Origin of the sequence: Streptomyces sp. NPDC093984 (assembly GCF_044764595.1) — a bacterium.
Lineage (GTDB): Bacteria > Actinomycetota > Actinomycetes > Streptomycetales > Streptomycetaceae > Streptomyces > Streptomyces cynarae.
In genome coordinates, this window is record NZ_JBIWIM010000004.1 from 657,919 (window position 1) to 677,587 (window position 19,669).

The 19,669-nt window shown below is 71.8% G+C and carries 26 protein-coding genes and 1 tRNA gene; 7 read left to right on the plus strand and 20 right to left on the minus strand.

Translation table 11 applies throughout. The features are described 5' to 3' along the window. Positions 1-57: 57 nt before the first annotated feature. Positions 58-807, plus strand: coding sequence for a TetR/AcrR family transcriptional regulator (locus ACIRC0_RS18955; RefSeq protein WP_403617267.1), 750 nt, complete (start codon positions 58-60; stop codon positions 805-807). Between the two features lie 35 nt (positions 808-842). Here ACIRC0_RS18955 and ACIRC0_RS18960 read toward each other — a convergent pair whose 3' ends face one another. Next, on the minus strand, positions 843-1,316 hold the full coding sequence (locus ACIRC0_RS18960) for a PPOX class F420-dependent oxidoreductase (RefSeq protein ID WP_403617268.1): 474 nt from the start codon (positions 1,314-1,316) through the stop codon (positions 843-845). Positions 1,317-1,384: 68 nt separating this feature from the next. Further along, positions 1,385-1,738: an STAS domain-containing protein gene (locus ACIRC0_RS18965; RefSeq protein WP_403617269.1), complete on the minus strand. Its 354-nt coding sequence runs from the start codon at positions 1,736-1,738 to the stop codon at positions 1,385-1,387. A 258-nt stretch (positions 1,739-1,996) separates the two neighbouring features. On the opposite strand from ACIRC0_RS18965, the gene ACIRC0_RS18970 reads away from it, so the two are divergent. Together ACIRC0_RS18970 and ACIRC0_RS18975 are read left to right on the plus strand one after the other, a co-directional pair. Beyond that, positions 1,997-2,677, plus strand: coding sequence for a GAF and ANTAR domain-containing protein (locus ACIRC0_RS18970; protein ID WP_403617270.1), 681 nt, complete (start codon positions 1,997-1,999; stop codon positions 2,675-2,677). 41 nt (positions 2,678-2,718) lie between these two features. Beyond that, the gene (locus ACIRC0_RS18975) at positions 2,719-3,426 is read left to right on the plus strand and encodes a GAF and ANTAR domain-containing protein (protein ID WP_403617271.1); all 708 of its coding nucleotides are present in this window, start codon (positions 2,719-2,721) and stop codon (positions 3,424-3,426) included. Here the strand turns inward: ACIRC0_RS18975 and ACIRC0_RS18980 are convergent. The 3 genes from ACIRC0_RS18980 to ACIRC0_RS18990 all read right to left on the minus strand — a co-directional run bounded on the left by ACIRC0_RS18980 (position 3,412) and on the right by ACIRC0_RS18990 (position 7,460). Beyond that, positions 3,412-4,233, minus strand: a complete 822-nt coding sequence (locus ACIRC0_RS18980) for a YceI family protein (protein WP_403617272.1) — start codon at positions 4,231-4,233, stop codon at positions 3,412-3,414. The genes ACIRC0_RS18975 and ACIRC0_RS18980 overlap by 15 nt on opposite strands. Positions 4,234-4,351: 118 nt before the next feature. Next, positions 4,352-6,937 (minus strand): MFS transporter, encoded by a 2,586-nt coding sequence (locus tag ACIRC0_RS18985; protein ID WP_403617273.1) that lies wholly within the window; start codon positions 6,935-6,937, stop codon positions 4,352-4,354. Positions 6,938-6,950: 13 nt separating this feature from the next. Further along, the gene (locus ACIRC0_RS18990) at positions 6,951-7,460 is read right to left on the minus strand and encodes a MarR family winged helix-turn-helix transcriptional regulator (protein WP_403617274.1); all 510 of its coding nucleotides are present in this window, start codon (positions 7,458-7,460) and stop codon (positions 6,951-6,953) included. 245 nt (positions 7,461-7,705) lie between these two features. On the opposite strand from ACIRC0_RS18990, the gene ACIRC0_RS18995 reads away from it, so the two are divergent. Further along, positions 7,706-7,903 carry a hypothetical protein gene (locus ACIRC0_RS18995; RefSeq protein ID WP_103844211.1) on the plus strand — a complete coding sequence of 66 codons (198 nt, stop codon included), beginning with the start codon at positions 7,706-7,708 and terminating at the stop codon, positions 7,901-7,903. A gap of 19 nt (positions 7,904-7,922) precedes the next feature. On the opposite strand, the gene ACIRC0_RS19000 is transcribed toward ACIRC0_RS18995, so the two are convergent. The 9 genes from ACIRC0_RS19000 to ACIRC0_RS19040 form a co-directional block, all read right to left on the minus strand. Further along, entirely contained in the window at positions 7,923-8,687 is a 765-nt protein-coding gene (locus ACIRC0_RS19000) for a hypothetical protein (protein ID WP_403617275.1), read from the minus strand. Between the two features lie 375 nt (positions 8,688-9,062). After that, on the minus strand, positions 9,063-10,007 hold the full coding sequence (locus ACIRC0_RS19005; protein ID WP_103844213.1) for an RNA polymerase sigma factor SigF: 945 nt from the start codon (positions 10,005-10,007) through the stop codon (positions 9,063-9,065). 246 nt (positions 10,008-10,253) lie between these two features. Further along, entirely contained in the window at positions 10,254-11,168 is a 915-nt protein-coding gene (locus ACIRC0_RS19010) for an RNA polymerase sigma factor SigF (protein ID WP_403617276.1), read from the minus strand. A gap of 219 nt (positions 11,169-11,387) precedes the next feature. Then, the gene (locus ACIRC0_RS19015) at positions 11,388-11,681 is read right to left on the minus strand and encodes a Dabb family protein (RefSeq protein WP_403617277.1); all 294 of its coding nucleotides are present in this window, start codon (positions 11,679-11,681) and stop codon (positions 11,388-11,390) included. Positions 11,682-11,750: 69 nt separating this feature from the next. Continuing rightward, positions 11,751-11,927, minus strand: coding sequence for a hypothetical protein (locus ACIRC0_RS19020; RefSeq protein ID WP_403617278.1), 177 nt, complete (start codon positions 11,925-11,927; stop codon positions 11,751-11,753). 534 nt (positions 11,928-12,461) lie between these two features. Further along, positions 12,462-12,546 (minus strand) — tRNA-Ser (locus ACIRC0_RS19025). A 68-nt stretch (positions 12,547-12,614) separates the two neighbouring features. Beyond that, positions 12,615-13,043: a tRNA adenosine(34) deaminase TadA gene (gene tadA, locus ACIRC0_RS19030; RefSeq protein WP_366025394.1), complete on the minus strand. Its 429-nt coding sequence runs from the start codon at positions 13,041-13,043 to the stop codon at positions 12,615-12,617. 65 nt (positions 13,044-13,108) lie between these two features. Further along, the gene (locus tag ACIRC0_RS19035) at positions 13,109-13,642 is read right to left on the minus strand and encodes a hypothetical protein (RefSeq protein ID WP_403617367.1); all 534 of its coding nucleotides are present in this window, start codon (positions 13,640-13,642) and stop codon (positions 13,109-13,111) included. A gap of 274 nt (positions 13,643-13,916) precedes the next feature. Beyond that, on the minus strand, positions 13,917-14,102 hold the full coding sequence (locus ACIRC0_RS19040) for a hypothetical protein (RefSeq protein WP_103844242.1): 186 nt from the start codon (positions 14,100-14,102) through the stop codon (positions 13,917-13,919). 97 nt (positions 14,103-14,199) lie between these two features. On the opposite strand from ACIRC0_RS19040, the gene upp reads away from it, so the two are divergent. Next, positions 14,200-14,835: a uracil phosphoribosyltransferase gene (upp, locus tag ACIRC0_RS19045; protein WP_403617279.1), complete on the plus strand. Its 636-nt coding sequence runs from the start codon at positions 14,200-14,202 to the stop codon at positions 14,833-14,835. A gap of 104 nt (positions 14,836-14,939) precedes the next feature. Here upp and ACIRC0_RS19050 read toward each other — a convergent pair whose 3' ends face one another. From ACIRC0_RS19050 to ACIRC0_RS19075, 6 genes are all read right to left on the minus strand, one after another. Further along, a complete protein-coding gene (locus tag ACIRC0_RS19050) occupies positions 14,940-15,587 on the minus strand; it encodes a LytR C-terminal domain-containing protein (RefSeq protein ID WP_403617280.1) in 648 nt (215 codons plus the stop codon). A gap of 147 nt (positions 15,588-15,734) precedes the next feature. Beyond that, positions 15,735-16,031 (minus strand): type II toxin-antitoxin system VapB family antitoxin, encoded by a 297-nt coding sequence (locus ACIRC0_RS19055; protein ID WP_004943146.1) that lies wholly within the window; start codon positions 16,029-16,031, stop codon positions 15,735-15,737. A gap of 155 nt (positions 16,032-16,186) precedes the next feature. After that, positions 16,187-16,360, minus strand: a complete 174-nt coding sequence (locus tag ACIRC0_RS19060) for a hypothetical protein (protein ID WP_403617281.1) — start codon at positions 16,358-16,360, stop codon at positions 16,187-16,189. A gap of 53 nt (positions 16,361-16,413) precedes the next feature. After that, complete coding sequence (locus ACIRC0_RS19065) at positions 16,414-16,755, minus strand: hypothetical protein (protein WP_403617282.1); 342 nt, start codon at positions 16,753-16,755, stop codon at positions 16,414-16,416. 128 nt (positions 16,756-16,883) lie between these two features. Then, positions 16,884-17,561 carry an HdeD family acid-resistance protein gene (locus ACIRC0_RS19070; RefSeq protein WP_403617283.1) on the minus strand — a complete coding sequence of 226 codons (678 nt, stop codon included), beginning with the start codon at positions 17,559-17,561 and terminating at the stop codon, positions 16,884-16,886. A gap of 71 nt (positions 17,562-17,632) precedes the next feature. Further along, positions 17,633-18,223: an HhH-GPD-type base excision DNA repair protein gene (locus tag ACIRC0_RS19075; RefSeq protein ID WP_403617284.1), complete on the minus strand. Its 591-nt coding sequence runs from the start codon at positions 18,221-18,223 to the stop codon at positions 17,633-17,635. An 80-nt stretch (positions 18,224-18,303) separates the two neighbouring features. On the opposite strand from ACIRC0_RS19075, the gene ACIRC0_RS19080 reads away from it, so the two are divergent. Both ACIRC0_RS19080 and ACIRC0_RS19085 read left to right on the plus strand, forming a co-directional pair. Then, complete coding sequence (locus tag ACIRC0_RS19080) at positions 18,304-18,783, plus strand: cupin domain-containing protein (RefSeq protein WP_403617285.1); 480 nt, start codon at positions 18,304-18,306, stop codon at positions 18,781-18,783. Then, on the plus strand, positions 18,771-19,544 hold the full coding sequence (locus tag ACIRC0_RS19085; RefSeq protein WP_403617286.1) for an SDR family NAD(P)-dependent oxidoreductase: 774 nt from the start codon (positions 18,771-18,773) through the stop codon (positions 19,542-19,544). Before ACIRC0_RS19080 ends, ACIRC0_RS19085 begins: the two co-directional genes overlap by 13 nt. Positions 19,545-19,669: the final 125 nt, after the last annotated feature.

The window sequence follows — 19,669 nt, forward strand, 5'->3', positions numbered from 1 at the left end:
CGGGCAGACTCGGGAGGTGGTGGTCGCCTGGGAGCGGAATGTCGGGAAAGGTGTGCCATGGGGAAGGCAGCCCAGCGGACCAGCGTCTGGCTGGAGGGCAAGGCGCGCCGTGGCGGGCGCGGGGGCGGGCAGCCCTCCGGGCTGGACCGGGAGCGGATCACCGAGGCGACCGTCCGGCTGCTGGACGCCGAGGGGCTCGCCAGGTTCTCCATGCGGCGGCTCGCCGCCGAGCTGAACGTGACGGCGATGTCCGTCTACTGGTACGTGGACACCAAGGACGACCTGCTGGAGCTGGCGCTGGACGCGGCCTTCGGGGAGGTACGGCTGCCGGCCGGCGACACCGGCGAGGACTGGCGCGACCAACTGCGGGGCCTCGCCGCCGAGTACCGGGCGCTGCTGGTGCGCCATCCCTGGCTGTCCCCGCTCGCCGGGACCTTCCTCAACATCGGCCCGCACGCGGTCGCCTTCTCGCTCGCCGTGCAGCGGGTGATCCGGCTGACCGGGCTGCCGGCGCACGGCCGGATGGGCGCGATCTCGGCGGTCTTCCAGTTCGTGTACGGCTTCGGCACGATCGAGGGCCACTTCATCGCGCGCTGCGCGGCGGCCGGGCTGAGCCAGGAGGAGTACTTCCGCCACGCCATGAGCGCGGTGACCGAGAGCCCCGATCTGAGCGAGGTCGTGCACCGGTCCGCGGACCTCATGCAGGCCCGCGGCGGCGACACGGTGGAGGAGATGCGCGAGCGGGACTTCGCCTTCGCGCTGGAGACGCTCATCTCGGGGATCGAGGCGATGGTCGCCCGGGGATAGGGGCGTCCCCTGGCCCAGGGCCTGTACGCAGGCTGTCAGTCCTCGGAGGAGACCAGGCGGGCCGGGAAGCCGCCCGTCGCCACCGGGCCCCAGCGCACCGGGGTGATCCGGATGATCGACTTGCCCTGCTTGACCATGGCCGCGCGGTACTCGTCCCAGTCCGGGTGCTCGCCCGCGATGTTGCGGTAGTACTCGACGAGCGGTTCGACGGAGTCCGGCGTGTCGATGACCTCGGCCGTGCCGTCGACCTGGACCCAGGGCCCGTTCCAGTCGTCGCTGAGCACGATGACGCTGACCCGCTCGTCCCGCTTGGCGTTGCGGGTCTTGGCGCGCTCCGGGTACGTGGAGACGACGATCCGCCCCGAGTCGTCGACGCCGCAGGTCAGCGGCGACCCCTGGGGGCTGCCGTCGGCGCGGCGGGTCAGCAGGATCGCGCGGTGACGGGGGCGTACGAAGTCCAGCAACTCGTCCAGTGATACGTCGGTGTTGGTCGCGATGTTCGGTGCCATGCCCGCAGCCTAGAGGTACCGGGCCGGGCCGAGGCTGACCCTGTCGTGCCTACGACCGCACGTCGCGCTCAGGACTCCAAGGCCTCGGCCAGGCTGTCGTACACGGGCACGTCCCGCCGTACCCCGGTCAGCTCCAGGACGCGGCTCGGGACGCCGAGCGGTGCCGCCACCACCCGTACCCCGACCCGCGCGGGCAGCCGGCACCGTACGTCCTGGACGAGGCGGGCGCCCTGGGAGTCCATGAAGCCGGTGCGGGTGAAGTCCAGGATCAGCACGCTGAGCCGGGCGGCGCGCGCCCCGGCGAAGGACGTGATCGCGGCGCACAGCGCGGGGGAGTTGGACAGGTCGATCTCCTGGGGCAGGACGATCAGGCTGCGGCCGGGCAGATCGCGCACCCGGCACGGGCTCGGGACATGGGTCATGGCACTCACCTGGCGTAGGTTCGTCCGGGCTCAGGGAGGCCGCTTCCTGACCTGTCGCCTCATTCCACCACTCTCGTGCGCCGCTCCGAAAGGGGGACCGCCGAGAGTCAACCGGGCGTCAATGGCCCCGCAGGAAAGAGATAAAGTTCTGTCCGTCCTGCGCTCGCAGTCGGGAATGTGCTGCGGAGCTCTCCTGCGCATGGCCGTATGGCCGTGCACGCCGAAGAGGTTCGTGTGCCTGCGTCCGACTTTTCCGATTTGCCTGACTTTCCACGCGGCTTCGAGCTGGCCGAAGCGCTGACCGCGGCGGCTCGGCAACTGCACGACACGGTCACCCCCCACAGCACCATGAGCACCGCCGTCGGCCTCGCCGTGCGCCTGGTGCCGGGAGCCGAACACGCGGTCATCTCCGAGGCGGAGCGCGGCAACCACTTCCGCACGCTCGCCTGGAGCGACGAAGTCGTCCGCACCGCCCACGACTTCCGGCCGGGCGGCGACCGCGCCCCGTACTGGGACCACCTGTGGCACGCGCCCGTCGTGCGCGTGGCGGACAGCGAGAGCGACGCGGGCGGCTCCGTGCTGGCCGGCCTGGGCCTTCGCTCGGCGCTCGCGCTGCGGCTGCGCGCCGACAAGCGACGCCTGACCGTGCTCACCGTCTACGCCGGCAAGCCGCACGCCTTCGACGACGCCGCGACGCGGATCGGCCGGCTGTTCACCGCGCACGTCGGCCTCGCGCTGGACTCGGTGACCGTGCGCGAGCAGCTCACCGAGGCGATGCACACCCGGGACCTGATCGGCCAGGCCACCGGCATCCTCATGGAGCGTCTGAACATGGACGCCACGGAGGCCTTCGACAGTCTGGTGCGCGCCTCACAGCGGGAGAACGTCAAGCTGCGGGACCTCGCCCGCCGCATCGTCGATGCGAACCACACCACATGACGGTCGGGAGTTGATCGCCGAAACGGGGACAAAAGCATGACATGAGACCCGAGATGCCCTACCCGCTCGACCAGGCGATCGTGCGCAGCGGCGGTCTCGACACGCTGTTGCGGGACCTGACCGACCGCGCGGTCGAGGCCGTGCCCGGCTGCGACGCATGCAGCATCACCGTCCGCCGCGGCGACCGACTGCTGACTCTGGCGGGCAGCGGATCACTGCCCAGCGGCCTGGATCTGCGCCAGTACGAGAACGGCACCGGCCCCTGCGTCACGGCCGCCGAGACGGGGACCGAGCAGTACGCCCCCGACCTGGCCGCCGAGACCCGCTGGCCCGCGTACACGGAGTACGCGCTGTCGGTCGGGGTGCGCTGCGTGCTCGCGGTGCCGCTCGCCGTCGAGGGCGACACCGGCGCCGCGCTGAACTTCTACGGCATCGAACCCGGGGTGCTCGGCACGGTCCGGGACCAGGCGCGTGCCTTCGCGGCGCGGACCGCCGAGGCCGTCGACGTCGCCCTGCGCGTGGAACGCGAGCGCGCCGACGCCACCGACGTGCGCACCGCCCTGCTCTCCCGCAGCGTCATCGACCAGGCGATCGGCATACTGATGGCGCAGGAGCGGGTCAGTGCCAGGATCGCCCTGGAGCGGCTGCGCCGGATCTCCCAGGACACGAACACCAAGCTCCGCGACCTGGCCACCGACCTGGTGTCCCGGGTCTCGGGCGACGGCCGTCCGCCGTCACGCGGACGGTAGCGACTCGCCCTGCACCGCCTGGATGTCCAGCTCCACCTTCAGCGTGGTGCCGATGGCGGCGATGCCCGCCTGGACGATCTGGTTGTAGTTCATCGCGAAGTCCTCGCGGCGCAGTTCCGTGGTCGCGCGGAAGGCCGCACGGGTGCCGCCCCACGGGTCCGAGCCGGTGCCGAGGTAGGCCAGGTCCAGATCCACCGGGCGGACCACCCCGTGCAGGGTCAGCTCGCCGTGGACCGTCCAGCGGTCCGCGCCCGCGGCCGTCAGGCCGATCGAGCGGTAGGTGATCTCCGGGTACTTCTCGACGTCCAGGAAGTCGGCCGACCTCAGGTGGGTGTCGCGCATGCCGTTGCCCGTGTCGATGGACTCGGCGCGGATGACGGCCTCGACGCGGGACTTCTCCACCTCGTCCGGGGCGATCTCGATGCGCCCGGCGAAGTCCGTGAACCGCCCGTGCACGCTGGAGATCCCGAGGTGCTGCGCAATGGCGCCCACCGAGGAGTGCGCCGGGTCGATGGTCCACGGCCCGGGCGGCGGCAGTTCGGTGCCGCCCTGCCGGGCGAGCGTCACGGTGCCGACCTCGGCCCGCCCGCTCGCGGTGACGATCGCGCTGGAGGCGGCGGGTGCGTACCCGACCGCCGTGACGATCACGGTGTAGGCGCCGGGCGCCAGCTCGGTCGCGTCCCGGACGGCGCCTTCCGCGTCGGCCTCGGCGCGCAGGACCTGCGTCCCGGTCATGTCGGTCACGGTGACGACCGCGTGCGACACGGCCCATCCGTCTCGCGTACGGATCCGTGCGGTCAGTCCCATCGCGTGGTTCCCCTCTAAATCCCTTGAATCCTTGATAAATCCCCGTGGCGGCCGAAAAAAATCCGGCCCGCGGGGGCGCTTGCCGCTCACAGCGCGCCCCCACGAGCCGGACTCCGGACTACTCGCCCGGGTGGGCGAGTTCGATGTCGTGGTCGTCGACGCCGCGGCCGGAGACGGTCACCGCGGTGGCCACCGGCGGGTAGCCCGTCGCGATGACGGTGTACTCGCCGCTGTTCAGGTCGGTGAAGGCGTACGCGCCGTCCGCGCCGGTGGTGGCGGTGCCGACCACGTTGCCCGCCGCGTCCACCAGGGTCACCCGGGCGTCCGCGAGGGGGCCGTGCGGGGCCCGTACGACGCCCTGGACCTGGGAGCCGGAGTCGAGGTCGATCTCGACCCGCGTCACTCCGGCGGCGCCGACCTCGACGGGCAGGGCCCGCGGGCGGTGCCCGGCGGCGTTCACCGCGACGGTCACGGCACCCGGCACGAGCTCCGCGAAGGAGAAGGTGCCCTGTTCACCCGTGGTGGCGGTGGCCAGCAGGTCGCCGCGCACGTCGGTGACGATGACCATCGCGTCCTTGACCGGCAGCCCGGTCTCGGCGGCGCGGACGACGCCGCTCAGGCCACTGGTGCCGCTGAGCAGGACGTCGTACGACACCGGCTCGTCGTGCACGACGATCGTGGAGGCCTGCGGCTGGTGGCCGTCGGCGGAGGCGATCAGGACGTAGGAGCCGGTGCCCGGAGCGTGCACCGCGTAGGAACCGTCCGCCTGCGCGACCGACCGGCCCAGCTGCCGTCCCCCGAGGGAGATCAGGGTGACGGCGGCCTGCGGGACCGGCGCGCCCTCGCCGCCGCGGACGAAGCCGCGGACCGGGATGCCCCCGCCGTCACCGGCCGCCTCGGGTCGGGCGATCGTGGCGACGGCCGTGAGGCGCTGCGTGCCCGTGCCCTCGCCGGTGGTCTCGGTGCTCGCCACGGCCCAGCTCGGGACCCTCTCCCCGGCCGGCGCGGCTGCCTCGGCCGGCGCGGCTGCCTCGGCCGGCGCGGCTGCCTCGGCCGGCGCGGCAGCCTCGGCCGGCGTGGCCGCCGCGGGGGCCTCCTGCGGAGCCGAGTCGGCAGCGGCCTGCGCCAGCGCGCCCCTGGTCTTCAACGGGACCTCCTTGATGAACAGGGTGATCAGGAAGGCGACGGCCGCCAGGCAGCCGGCGATCAGGAAGACGTCGGCGATGCCGTGGCCGTAGGCGCTCTCCAGCAGCGTGCGCAGCGGGGCCGGCAGCTTGTCCAGGTCCGGGATGCTGTCCGTGGAGCTCGAGCCGGCCAGGGCGGCCTGGTACTTCGGGCTCAGGGCGCTGATGCCGTCGGTGATGTAGTGGGTGATCCGGTGGGAGAGCACCGCGCCGAGCGCGGAGACGCCGACCGCACCGCCGAGGGAACGGAAGAAGGTGACCGTGGAGCTGGCCGAACCCAGGTCCCGCGGCGCCACCTGGTTCTGGGTGCACAGCACCAGGTTCTGCATCATCATGCCGATGCCGAGACCCATCAGGGCCATGAAGACCGCCATCTTCCAGTAGGCCGTGTCGTACCGGATGGTGCCGAGCAGGCCCAGGCCGGCCGTCACCAGCACACCACCGCTGACCAGCCACGCCTTCCAGCGTCCTGTGCGGGTGATGAACTGGCCGGAGACGGTGGAGGAGACGAACAGGCCGCCGATCATCGGGATCGTCAGGACACCCGACATCGTCGGGGACTTGTCGCGGGCGAGCTGGAAGTACTGGCTGAAGAACACCGTGCCGGTGAACATCGCGACACCGACGAAGAGAGAGGCGAGCGACGCCAGCGTGATGGTGCGGTTGCGGAACAGCCGCAGCGGGATGATCGGCTCGCTCGCCTTGGTCTCGATCAGCACGAACAGCGCACCGAGGACGATCGAACCGCCGACCATGGTGTACGTCTGCCAGGACAGCCAGTCGTACTTGTCACCGGCGAAGGTCACCCAGACCAGCAGCAGCGAGACCGCGGCGGCGATGAAGAACGCGCCGCCCCAGTCGACCTTGACCTCCCGCTTGACCACGGGCAGGTGCAGGGTCTTCTGCAGCACGATCAGCGCGATCACCGCGAAGGGCACGCCGACGTAGAAGCACCAGCGCCAGCCCAGCCACGAGGTGTCGGTGATGACACCGCCGAGCAGCGGGCCGCCGACGGTGGCGATGGCGAACGTGGCGCCCAGGTAGCCGGAGTAACGCCCGCGCTCACGCGGGGAGATCATCGCGGCCATGACGATCTGCGCCAGCGCGGACAGACCGCCGACGCCGATGCCCTGCACGACACGGCAGGCGATCAGCATGCCCGGGTTCTGCGACAGGCCGGCCGCCATCGAGCCCAGGACGTAGACGATCAGGGCTATCTGGACGAGCGCCTTCTTGCTGTACAGGTCCGCGAGCTTGCCCCACAGCGGGGTGGTCGCGGTCATCGCCAGCAGCGAGGCGGTGACGACCCAGGTGTAGGCGGACTGGCCGCCGCCGAGGTCGCCGATGATGTGCGGCAGCGCGTTGGTGACGATCGTGGACGACAGGATCGCCACGAACATGCCGAGCAGAAGCCCGGAGAGGGCCTCCATGATCTGCCGGTGCGTCATCGGAGCGCCGTCCGGGGAGCCTCCCCCGTGCTTGGCGTGAGCCCGCACACCGGCTGGTGTGGTCGTTGCCATGGGCTTCCTTTACTTACGTGCTTGCGGGTGTACGGGTGGTCTGGTGGGCAACGGATTCCCTCGCGGGTGCGGCCTGCGCGAGCCGCGGAGTGGAACGGCAGTCGCCGAAGCTCTCCCTGAGCCGTGCCATGAGCTGGATGAGGCGGCCGACGTCGTCGTCCGACCAGTCGCTCAGCCGGTCGGCGAGCAGCGCGGCGGTGCGACGGGACAGCTCGTCGAGCTGGACCCGGCCGGGCGCCGTCAGACGCAGGATGCGGGAGCGCTTGTCCGCGGGGTCCGGGCAGCGCTCGATCCAGCCGCGGTCCGCGACGTGCGCCACGTGGCGGCTGGTGACCGACATGTCGACGGCGAGCAGCTCCGCGAGCTTGCTCATGCGCATGTCGCCGTGGCGGCCGAGCAGTGTCAGCACGGCGGCGGAACCGCCGGGGCAGTCGGGCGGCAGGCAGCGCCCGAGGTCTCGCTTCACGGCGCCGAAGGCGCTGAGCTGACGCGCCAGCTCTTCGTACTGCGCTCGCTCGGCCATGGCACCTCCTTCTTATCGTTGCCTGGAGCAACCATAAGGAGATTGGTTGCTGCAGGCAAATGAAACGGGGGCTCTGGAGCTAAAAACTTGGCAAAGGCAAGCATTGGCGAAAGTAAACGTGCAGGTGGAGCGGGGTGCCTGCCTGTGGCATCGCTGTGAACGGCCTCGCGGCAGGCCCCCGGACGGAGCCGCTCACAGAACCCTCACTTGGGCAGTCCCCCACGTATTCGCTAGGGTCCGGGGCCATGGCTAACACCCAGGGCCCCCAGGGCAACTACGACCCCGCTGGCAGCACGCAGATGTTCCGCGCGTTCGTGGACGAGGCGGCCCCTCAGGGCCGGCAGCAGGCGGCCGCTCCGGCCGGCCCCCGCATCGGCCTGATCGTCGGCGTCGTGGTCGCCGTCGCGATCGTCGCCGCGGTGGCCTGGCTGGCGCTGAAGTAGGCCCGCTCCCGCACCTCCGCTACGTCCACCGGACGGTCACGTCCCGCGTCTCCACGTGCATCCCGAGCGGTACCCGCCAGGCGTCGACGCAGACCGTCCAGGTCCCCGTCACCGACGCCCCGGCGGCGATCGGCGCGGGCAGCGCCTCCGTGGACTCCGTCGTCGCCCAGTCGGTCCCGAGCGCCCCGATGATGTGGGTTCCGAGGGTCACCGTGCCCGAACGCACCGGGGTGCCGCCGGTGTTGCGGAAGAGGACGGTCACGTTCTCGCACGAGCGGTGGTCGGTGGGCTGCCGCTCGGGTCGGCCCGCGGTGAGCACTGCGGGTCCACTCGGTGTGGGGCGAGGGGTGGTCGGCGTCGGGGAGGGTGAAACGGGGCCGGGGGCGGGCGACTTGGTACCGGTGCCGGTCTCGGGGGCCGTACCGGCCGTTTCGCGCACGGCTGTTGGGCTGGAGGCCGGGCCGTCACCGGCTGTCGTAGAGGCGCTCGTGCGGGAGCCGGGGATACCCGGAGTCATGGTCCCGGAGGCCCTGGTCTCGGCCGTCCTGGTCTCGGTGGTCCCGGCCCCGGACGGTCCGTCGAGAGGGGCCAGTGTCACGTCTCCGGTCGGCGCCACCGCCGTACCGGACGCCGGGGGTCCGCCGCCCGCGGGACCGACCGCCACGTATGCCTCACCGTCCGCGCCGCCGGTGCCCGCGGCCAGAATCCCGCCCAGGCAGACGACGACCGCCGTCGCCCCGACCACGATCCGCTGACGGCCCCGCAACCACGTCGCTGGAAGCATCGCGCCAGTGTGACTGACGGTCCGTCACTTCGGAAGTCCCGGTGTGGCACACTGACCGGCCCCGTCCGCCTGGTGCGGTCCGTCCCGTGGGTCGCGGGACCGCGTCGCGGCCGCCGGCCACTGCGGTCGAGGCCCCGGTGAACCAGCGGTGCCGACGCATGTTCCGCACCGTACCGACGACCCGCTCCCGAAGCGGGCCACCGTCTCGAGCGGGTACCGGTCGGCCTGCGCCGTCGACGAGTCGCTGCGCCGCAGGCCGGCCAGGGCGGAGAGCGGTGCGCAACAGCGCGCCACCGCCGACGAGGACCGGGCCGCCGACGGCACGGGCCGTTGCCCCCACTGGGGAGAGGGGGCCGCCTGCGGCTGCGCGGTGGCTCAGTCCGAGATCAGGCCCTCCCGCAGCTGTGCCAGCGTGCGGGTCAGGAGGCGGGAGACGTGCATCTGGGAGATGCCGACCTCCTCGCCGATCTGCGACTGCGTCATGTTCGCGAAGAAGCGGAGCATGATGATCCGCCGCTCACGGGGCGGCAGCTTGGCCAGCAGCGGCTTGAGGGACTCGCGGTACTCCACACCCTCCAGGGCCGAGTCCTCGTAGCCGAGCCGGTCCGCGAGCGAGCCCTCGCCGCCGTCGTCCTCGGGGGTCGGGGAGTCCAGCGAGGACGCCGTGTAGGCGTTGCCGACCGCGAGGCCGTCGACCACGTCCTCCTCCGACACGCCCAGCGCGGAGGCCAGTTCGGTGACCGTCGGGGAGCGGTCCAGCTTCTGCGACAGCTCGTCGCTGGCCTTGGTGAGGGCCAGGCGCAGCTCCTGGAGGCGGCGCGGCACCCGCACCGACCAGGACGTGTCCCGGAAGAACCGCTTGATCTCGCCCACGACCGTCGGCATCGCGAAGGTCGGGAACTCCACGCCCCGCTCGCAGTCGAAGCGGTCGATCGCCTTGATCAGGCCGATCGTGCCGACCTGGACGATGTCCTCCATGGGTTCGTTGCGGCTGCGGAAGCGGGCCGCCGCGTACCGGACGAGCGGGAGGTTGAGCTCGATGAGCGTGTCCCGGACGTAGGCACGCTCCGGGCTGTTCTCGTCGAGTGCGGCGAGCCGCAGGAACAGGGAGCGGGACAGGGTGCGGGTGTCGATGCCCTCCGTGGACGGAAGGTCCGGGGCCTCGGGGGCCGGAAGAGCCTCGGCGCCCGGGAGGTCCTGGGCGGGAAGGGTCTCGGCACCCGGGAGGTCCTGAGGGGCCTGAAGGTCCTGGAGCACGTCGGGCGCGGAGTCGCTCTGCATGAGCGTGAGCACCTTCGAGCTGCCCTGGTCTGCGGACATGCCACCCCCTTTGGGTCGCGGGACGGTCGCGGCGGACGCTCCCGTCGTAAGGAACGCAGCCTCCCCTGAAATACCGGTCGCGAGGCCGCGGCAAACGCGCTCCCGGAAGAATGTCACATGTCGGCAACACGCTGTAGTGACATGTCGATATGTGAAACGCGAATGCGCCCTGGTTGGAAGGGTTCTGAGGGTCTTTCAGGGCAGAGTTGTCGGGAAGGGCGCTTGCGGGTGATTCGCTCTCGTGAGTTAAGCGTCGATCCTGTTTGCGGATCTCAGACGCGCGAAGCTCCGCGCCAGGAGCCTTGACACATGCATCTGCGAGACACCCAGTTCGGCGCTGATCTGTGACTGGGTGAGGTTGCTGTAGTAGCGCAGCAGCAGGATCCGCTGCTCGCGTTCGGGCAGCTGGACGAGCAGGTGCCGTACGAGGTCGCGGTGCTCGACGCCGTCGAGGGCGGGGTCCTCGTAGCCGAGCCGGTCGAGCAGGCCGGGGAGTCCGTCGCCCTCCTGCGCGGCCTCCAGGGAGGTGGCGTGGTACGAGCGGCCCGCCTCGATGCAGGACAACACCTCGTCCTCGGAGATGCGCAGCCGCTCGGCGATCTCGGCGGTGGTGGGCGAGCGTCCGTACGCCGTCGTCAGGTCCTCGGTGGCGCTGTTGACCTGTACCCACAGCTCGTGCAGCCGGCGCGGGACGTGGACGGTGCGGACGTTGTCGCGGAAGTAGCGCTTGATCTCGCCGACGACGGTGGGCATCGCGAAGGTCGGGAACTGCACGCCGCGGTCGGGGTCGAAGCGGTCGATGGCGTTGATCAGACCGATGGTGCCGACCTGGACGACGTCCTCCATGGGCTCGTTGCGGGAGCGGAAGCGGGCGGCGGCGTAGCGGACGAGCGGGAGGTTCGCCTCGATGAGCGCGCCGCGCACGCGGTGGTGCTCCGGGGAGCCCGGTTCCAGCTCCTTGAGCTGGGCGAAGAGCAGCTGGGTGAGGGCCCGGGTGTCGGCGCCGCGGCGTCTGGCGGCTTCCTGGGGGTGGGCGGGGGCGGCGTCGGGGGTCGGTTCGGTCGCGTCGGAGCGGGCGGGATCCGTGGCGGATGCCTGATGCCGGTCGGAGGGCGGGGCCGGGGCCTCGTCCTCCTGGGGCGGCGCAGTACTGGCCGACACGGTCAACGCCACCTCTTCATCCGTCAACGCATCTGTCAACTCACCGTCAAAAGCGGTCATAGCATCACAAGAAATGGACACTGTGTGCAAGCACCGCATAACTCCGTGTTGGGGGAGGGGCCGGGACAGAGATTGGGGCACAAGACGCAGGAAAGCCCCCCACTGTTCCGGTGGAGGGCTCCGTCGGTTGTGTCGCCCGGATTCGATGGGCGGTGTCGCTCAGATTTCGTAGTCGGCGATCACCCAAGTGGCGAACTCGCGCCACAGGGCGACGCCCGCCTGGTGCGCCGGGTGTTCCAGGTACCGCTTGAGCGCGTCCGTGTCGTCCACCGCCGAGTTGATCGCGAAGTCATGGGCGACGGGGCGGTCGCTGATGTTCCAGCCCAGCTCCCAGAAGCGGAGCTCGTCGATCAGGCCGCCGAGGTCCTCGAAGGCGCGGACGCCCTCCACGACGCGCGGGTCGTCGCGCTGGACGCCCTCGTTGAGCTTGAAGAGGACCAGATGGCGGATCACGGGTGCTCCCAGGGGTACGGCAACGGCGGCGGCCGCCGGCCGGCGGTTCGTACGGGGCCTCGGGGGGCCTTACTTGGCGCCGTCGGCGAGCCAGGTCATGAAGTGGCCGACGGCCTTGGCGGCGCTCGAGATGCCCTCGAACCCTATCTGCACGTAGTCGGCGGCCTTGGCCGGATCGGTGATGATCACATAGAGCACGAAGACCACGAGCACGTAGAACGCGATCTTCTTTCCCGGTACCGCCACGGTGGCCTCCCCCGTCTCTTCCGCCCCGAGGGGCCGGTTCGCCGCGGGTGAGTGTAACCCGGCCAGGTGTTCGGGGCTTCGCAAAAGATCACGTATGCACCATGTCCTCACCCGTTCCTTCCGTACGAGGACTTCGGGACCAATGGCCCGGGGGGAGGGGCCGTACGGCCGGGTTGCCGGGACCTCGTGAAGCCGGAGGATGGAGAGGAGCCCACCGGACCGGCAGGGGCCCGGAGGGCAGGGAGGACCGGACCGGGTGACCGGACCCGGCTGGGACCCGCACTGCGAGGTCCCCGAGCCGCGAGGCGGCCCCGACGCCCGTGTCCTCCAAGGAGGGGACGGCGCCCTGTTCCCCGAGGCCGCCGCCCCGCTCCAGGGGGCGGGCCGAAGCCCCGGCGCACTGAGCGGCACGCCGGGGCTTCGTGCCGCGCGCAGTGTCCGGTCCCCAGCGCAGATCCGGCGCGTGCGGGACCCCTTGCGCACGTCCGGCGCACACGACGAAGGGCCCCACCGACAGGCGGGGCCCTTCTCCAGCGGTAGCGGAGGGATTTGAACCCTCGGTGACTTGCGCCACACTCGCTTTCGAGGCGAGCTCCTTCGGCCGCTCGGACACGCTACCGAGGGAGACCCTACCCCAAGGTGGGCCGTGGTCTGAAATCCGTTTCCGGGGATCGCCCGGGGCGGGGCTCAGCGGACCCGGAAGAAGTCCGTCAGCAGCCGTGCGCAGTCGTCCGCGAGCACGCCGGCGATCACCTCCGGGCGGTGGTTCAGGCGCCGGTCGCGCACCAGGTCCCACAGTGACCCGACCGCGCCCGCCTTCTCGTCGCGCGCACCGTAGACGAGCCGCTCCACCCGGGACTGCTGCACCGCGCCGGCACACATGGTGCAGGGCTCCAGGGTGACGACGAGCGTGCAGCCGGGCAGCCGCCACTCGCCGAGCGCCGCCGCGGCCCGGCGGAGCGCGACGATCTCCGCGTGGGCCGACGGATCGCCCGTCGCCTCGCGCTCGTTGTGACCGGTGGCCAGCACCGAGCCGTCCCGGGACAGCACGACGGCACCGACGGGCACGTCACCGCCCTCGACGGCCCGCGCCGCCTCGTCCAGGGCAAGACGCATCGCGGCCCGCCACCGGTCCCGCACCGGGTCGGGGGCCGGCGCCCGGTCCTCGGTCACCCGCACACCTAGCGGACGGTCTCCAGGACCTCCGAGGCGCCCAGGGCCTCGGCGATCGTGTTCAGCGCGTCCTCGGCGTCCAGGGCGCGCAGCTCCTTCTCGGAGACGCCGAGGTCGTCGAGGATCTCGCTGTCTCCCACGGGGCCGTGCGGCACGGCGGCGTCCGTGGCGGGCGCGTCCTCGTCGTCGGCGTCCTCGGGCTCACCGTCCTCCGTGCCGTCGAGGTCGAGGGAGTCCAGGTCCGGACCGTCGTCGCCGGGCTCCCTTCCGAGCAGTTCGTCGGTGAGCAGGATCTCGCCGTACGAACTGCGGGCTGCGGCAGCGGCGTCCGAGACGTAGATACGAGGGTCGTCCTCGCCGTCCACGCGGACGACGCCGAACCACGCGTCCTCCTGCTCGATCAGGACGAGCACCGTGTCGTCCTCGGCCGAGGCTTCCCGGGCCAGGTCGGCCAGGTCGGACAGCGTCTCCACATCGTCGAGCTCTGTGTCGCTCGCTTCCCACCCGTCTTCGGTGCGCGCGAGCAGTGCGGCGAAGTACACCGTGACTCTCCCACTGGTCATAGGCGTGCCGGTTGGGGGTCCCCCCGGCGGAGGTTCTGGGCGGAGAGAGCTGGGCTCCGAGCCCCACCCACTCGGAATCGTGGCAGAAACAAGGCGTTCAGGGGACGTCTTCGGCTCCCTGTGTCTGGCTGTTTTGATCGCGAGCACTCGAGCAGAGCGGTCCACTCACCAGCGCACTCGTTGCCGCCACCTGCGGATCGTACGCGGCCTTTCCCGCTGTGGCCGCACGGCCACCCCCGCGACGGCCGCGTCGCTACCAGCGGAAGGTGCGCATACGCATGGCGTGACGCAGCCGTGCGGCCTTGGCACGGCGGGGCTGGACGCGGGCGCGCAGCTCGCGTGCCTCCGCCAGTTCACGCAGGAACCTGGCGCGGCGCCGCCTGCGTTCGGCGTCCGACTCCTGTGCCTCCGGCTCCTTGGGGGACTCCTGGTCCGGCATCGTCACACCACCCCTGTTGCGTTCCTCCCACTTTCCCTCTGATGGGGGGTTCGATGCCAGGTCCGGACGGACGCGGTGGCCCGGTTACTGTGGGGGCATGCGTCTCCATGTCGTCGACCACCCCCTGGTCGCCCACAAGCTCACCACGTTGCGCGACCGGCGCACCGACTCCGCGACCTTCCGTCGGCTGGCCGACGAACTCGTCACCCTGCTCGCCTACGAGGCGACGCGGGACGTGCGCACCGAGGCGATCGAGATCGAGACGCCGGTCGCCACGACCACCGGCGTCAAGCTGTCGCGTCCGCGCCCGCTGGTGGTGCCGATCCTGCGCGCGGGGCTCGGCATGCTGGACGGCATGGTGCGGCTGCTGCCGACCGCCGAGGTGGGCTTCCTGGGCATGATCCGCAACGAGGAGACCCTCCAGGCCTCCACGTACGCGACGCGCATGCCGGAAGACCTCTCGGGGCGGCAGGTGTACGTCCTGGACCCGATGCTCGCCACCGGCGGCACGCTCGTCGCGGCGATCCAGGAGCTGATCAAGCGCGGCGCGGACGATGTGACGGCCGTGGTGCTGCTGGCCGCTCCGGAGGGCGTCGAGGTCATGGAACGCGAACTGGCGGGCACGCCGGTCACGGTGGTGACGGCCGCGGTCGACGAGCGCCTGAACGAGCAGGGCTACATCGTTCCGGGCCTCGGGGACGCCGGGGACCGGCTGTACGGGGCGGCCGAGTAGGGGACGTAGGGGCGAGAGCGCCCCGGACGGCCGTGCGGTCTCCGTGCGAGGCGGCACGGCCGCACCGCACGGGACCGGGGACGGTGGCCGGTGCCGGAGGAACCTCAGCAGCTCTTCTTGCCGGTGCTGCCCGGCGACGCCGTCGGCGTCGGGTTCTTCAGGGCCGCCAGGGCCTTGTCCGCGTCCTGCTTGGCCGTCAGGGACTTGAAGTCGTCGCCCAGGATCAGGTCGACGGACGCGTCCGTGCGGGCGTCCGTGCGCTGGTCGGCGCCCGCCAGCTGGGTGGCGAGAACCGGCAGCGCGGTGTGCTGGGAGGCCTTCGGGCCGAGCAGTATCCCGACGCCCTTGACCTTCTTGTCGTACTGCTGCGTCGCGTTGCCCACGGTGCCGATGCGGAAGCCGCGCTTCTTCAGCTCGTCCGCGGTCTCCTTGGCGAGGCCGCCGCGCTCCGTGGCGTTGAGGACGTTGACCGTGATCCGGCCCGGCTCGGGCAGGGCCTTGGCGGCGGCGGGCGACGCGCTCACCTTGCCTGCGCAGTCCACCTTGGGGCCGGACGCCGACGCTCTGCCGCTGCCGCCGGTGAAGACGTCGATGAGCTGCAGGGTTCCCCAGCCGATCAGCCCGATGGCGGCCACGGACGCGACGATGGCGACCACGAGCCTGCCGCGGCGCCGGGGCGGGCGCATCCGCGGGTACTTGGCCCCCGTGATCCGGTACTGGCCACCCATGCCGGGGGGAGTCAGCATGCTCATGGGCGCAGCGTAGTGCGCCCGGGCAGCAATGCCTACTAGATGATCATCAGACGCCCGGAGTCCAACCCGAAAGGGTCAAGGGGCGCCCGTACGGCCCGCGGACGGCGGAAGCGGAGCGGGCGGCCCAGGGGCCGCCCCGCGGGGGGATCAGTCGAGTTCGAGCACCCGTGCGTGCAGGACCTGGCGCTGCTGCAGCGCCGCGCGGACCGCGCGGTGCAGGCCGTCCTCCAGGTACAGGTCGCCCTGCCACTTCACGACGTGCGCGAAGAGGTCGCCGTAGAACGTCGAGTCCTCGGCGAGCAGGGTCTCGAGGTCGAGCTGCTGCTTGGTCGTCACCAGCTGATCGAGGCGGACCGGGCGCGGCGCGACGTCCGCCCACTGCCGGGTGCTTTCCCGGCCGTGGTCGGGGTACGGCCGGCCGTTTCCGATGCGCTTGAAGATCACACGGAAAGCCTACCGGTCGACACGTTCCGGGCGCAGCCATGGCGACGGAGTGCGCCCTCGGAAAAGATGCGGTAAACGGGGCAAAAAGGGAGAGGGTTCGGTATGCGTGCGGGAAGTGGCGCGGCCGCCCCGCCGGGGGCGGCCGCTGTCATGGGTCACGGATGCGGACGGGTCCACGGTCGCCGCTCGCGGTCCCGCTCCGGCGGGATCGCCGGGGTGGACGGGTCCACCGCGTCGGGCTCCGGCTCGGGTTCCTGTTTCGGTTTCGTGCTGCGCAGGGCCTCGGCACGCACCAGGGCGTGCAGGACCGCGTAGGGGTCGATGAGCATGTAAGGGTTCCTCGCGTTGCCGATGGTGTGACGGTTCCGGTGGGCCGGACCTGTCAGCAGCGCAGGACCACGGTGCGCAGGGCGTGCAGTGCGGCCGAGCGCGACGTCCGGACGGGGGCGGGGGGCAGGTCGTCCGGGCCGGACGGCGCGGGGGCGGCCTGCGGCCCCGGTCGCAGCGGCGTGACGGTGCGGGGCCCCTGGAGGGTCGCGGTCCGCGGCGCGGGCGCGAGGACGTCGTAGTCCGCGTCACACGCCTGGACCGCGGACGCGGGGACGGAGTCGGTCTCCACCGCCTCGGTGTACGCGCCGGCCACGAGGAGGCCGGCGAGCACCACGAGCACCCTGAGCCAGGCATACCGTCGAGCGGTGCGTGGGGGGTGCGGTGCGTGGCTCACATGGGGTCATCTCCCCGTCGGACGCACGTCCTTCATCGTGTCGGCCCCGAGAACCGCTCGCACGGTGTACCGGCCGGGCGTGTGATTGACGTTCTCCACGTGATCATCACGAGATCACCATGTGATCTTCACACGGTGCGCGGGATCCGCCGCGCACCGCCCCGGATGCGGACCGCCGTGACGATCTCGACGATGCCGACCACCACCAGCCACCACCCGGCGACCAGGGTCAGCACGGCGATCGACCGGAACGGCGAGACGATCAGCACGACCCCGGCGACGAAGGTCACGACGCCGAGGAAGATCTGCCAGCCGCGTGCGGGCACCGCCGGATCGTGGGCGGCGGCCATGGTCTGGGTGATGCCGCGGATCAGCCAGCCGATCCCGATCCACAGCGCGAGCAGCAGGATCGACTCCAGGCGGCTGCGGAAGCAGAACAGGCCCAGCAGGATCGACAGGGCGCCGCTGATGAAGGCCAGCACGCGCAGCGAGGTGGTCTTGTGCGTGCCGAAGGCGGAGGCCAGTTGGAACACACCGCTGACGAGCAGGTACACGCCGAAGAGCACCCCGGCGGCGAGCAGGGAGGGGCCCGGCCAGACGAGGACCAGGACGCCGAGGATCAGCGACGCGATGCCGGTGAGCAGCACGACCTGCCAGGCGGTGCGGGCGAGGACGTGCAACGGCCCCTCGAAGGGCGGTTCCTGCAGGTCCCACGCCGGTCTCGTCGCGTGCGTGCCGCGCGCGGCGTGGACGTGACGGTCGTCGTATTCCGGGCCACCAGGGGGCCCGGTCGGTGCATCGGTCATGATCCATGCTGGGAACGGGTGCGGACCCCCCGCCACCCCGGACGGTCCAACCGACTGACGCCTGCCGATCGCTACCGACTGCCCTTCGCGGCCTTCGCCGCCGCCTTCATCTCCTGCTTGTGCGCCCGGACCTTCGCCAGGGACTCGGGCCCGGTGATGTCGGCCACGGACCGGAACGACGTGGCCTCTCCGTAGGGACCCGCGGCCTCCCGCCACCCCTCGGGCCGTACGCCGAGTTGCTTGCCGAGCAGCGCGAGGAAGATCTGCGCCTTCTGCTTGCCGAAGCCGGGCAGGTCCTGGAGCCGCCCGAGCAGTTCCCGCCCGCTGCCGGCGTCGGCCCACAGGGCCTCGGGGTCCCCGTCGTAGTGCTCGACGAGGTACTGGCACAGCTGCTGGATCCGCCGCGCCATCGACCCCGGGTAGCGGTGCACCGCGGGCTTGCGCGACAGCAGTTCCGCGAAGGCCTCCGGGTCGTGGGCGGCAATGTCGTGCGCGTCGAGGTCGTCGGCCCCGAGCCGTCGCGCGATGGTCCACGGTCCCTTGAACGCCCACTCCATCGGGACCTGCTGGTCCAGCAGCATCCCGATCAGCGCGGCGAGCGGACTGCGCCCGAGGAGCGCGTCGGCCTCGGGATCCTGGGCGAGATGAAGGGTGACGTCCATGACCCGATGGTCGCCCGGCGGCGGGCGGACCGCAGCCGGGGCGCAGGCGCCGGCGAGGTACCGGCCCCTAGCCTGCTGCCGTGACACCTGACGATCTCATCGCCCACTACGGACTGGAGCCCATCCCGCGTGAGGGCGGGCTGTTCCGCCGGACCTGGACGGGACCGGCCCGGGCGGACGGGCGGCCGGAGGGCACCGCCATCGTCGCCCTGCTGACCGCCGCCCCCGACGGCTACTCGGCCCTGCACCGCCTCCCGGCCGACGAGGTCTGGCACTACTACCTCGGCGACCCGCTGGAGCTGCTGCTCCTCGCCCCGGACGGCGGCGCCCGTACGGCCGTGCTCGGACCGGACGTCCTCGGCGGCCAGCACGTGCAGTTCACCGTGGAGGCGGGCACCTGGATGGGCGGCCGGGTCGCCGCGGGCGGGTCCTGGACGCTCTTCGGGTGCACGATGGCGCCGGGCTTCACCGACGAGGCGTACGAGCACGGCGACGCGGCCGAACTCACCGCGCGCTACCCGGCCGAGGCGGCCCGGATCGCGGAGCTGTGCCGGCCGTGAGCGGGCTGCTGGAAGGGCAGGTGGCCCTGGTGACGGGGGCGGGCGGCGGCATCGGGCGCGGGATCGCGCTGCGGTTCGCCGAGGAGGGCGCCGATGTCGCCGTCCACTGCCGTACGTCGGTCGGGGAGGCGCGCGAGGTGGCCTCCCGCATCCGGGACGCGGGAGGCCGGGCGGTCGTGCTCCGGGCGGACCTGACCGTCGAGGAGGAGTGCCGGCGCCTGGTGGCCGAGGCCGCCGAGTGGGGCGGCGGGCGGCTGACGGCGCTGGTCAACAACGCGGGGGTCCAGCCGGTGCAGGAGCTGGCCGGGATGACGGCCGCCGAGTGGCGGGCCGTGGTCGACGCCAACCTCACGGGCGTGTTCGCGTGCACGCAGGCGGCCGTGGAGGTGATGCGCGGCGCGGGCGGCGGCGCCGTCACCCACATCGCCTCCGTCGAGGCCACGCATCCGGCCCCGCTGCACGCCCACTACTGCGCCTCCAAGGCGGCCGTCGTGATGCACGCGCGCTCGGCGGCCCTCGAGTACGGGCCGTACGGCATCCGCGTCAACACCGTCTCCCCCGGCCTCGTCGACCGGCCGGGCCTCGCGGAGGACTGGCCGGAAGGGGTGCGCCGCTGGCAACAGGCGGCGCCGACCGGCCGGTTGGGGCGCCCGGAGGACGTCGGCGACGCCTGTGTGTTCCTGGCCTCCCCCCTCGCCTCCTGGATCACGGGCCACGACCTGGTGGTGGACGGCGGGGTGTCGGCCCGGCCCACCTGGTGACACGGCTCCCGGAGACGATGGGCGACTCGGCCCTCGCCGACCGGGATCGCACCGCCCGCCGATGAGAACAGGACGCGCCGCGTCCGTACGTAACCGAGACCCGGAACCGGCGGATACGGGAGACG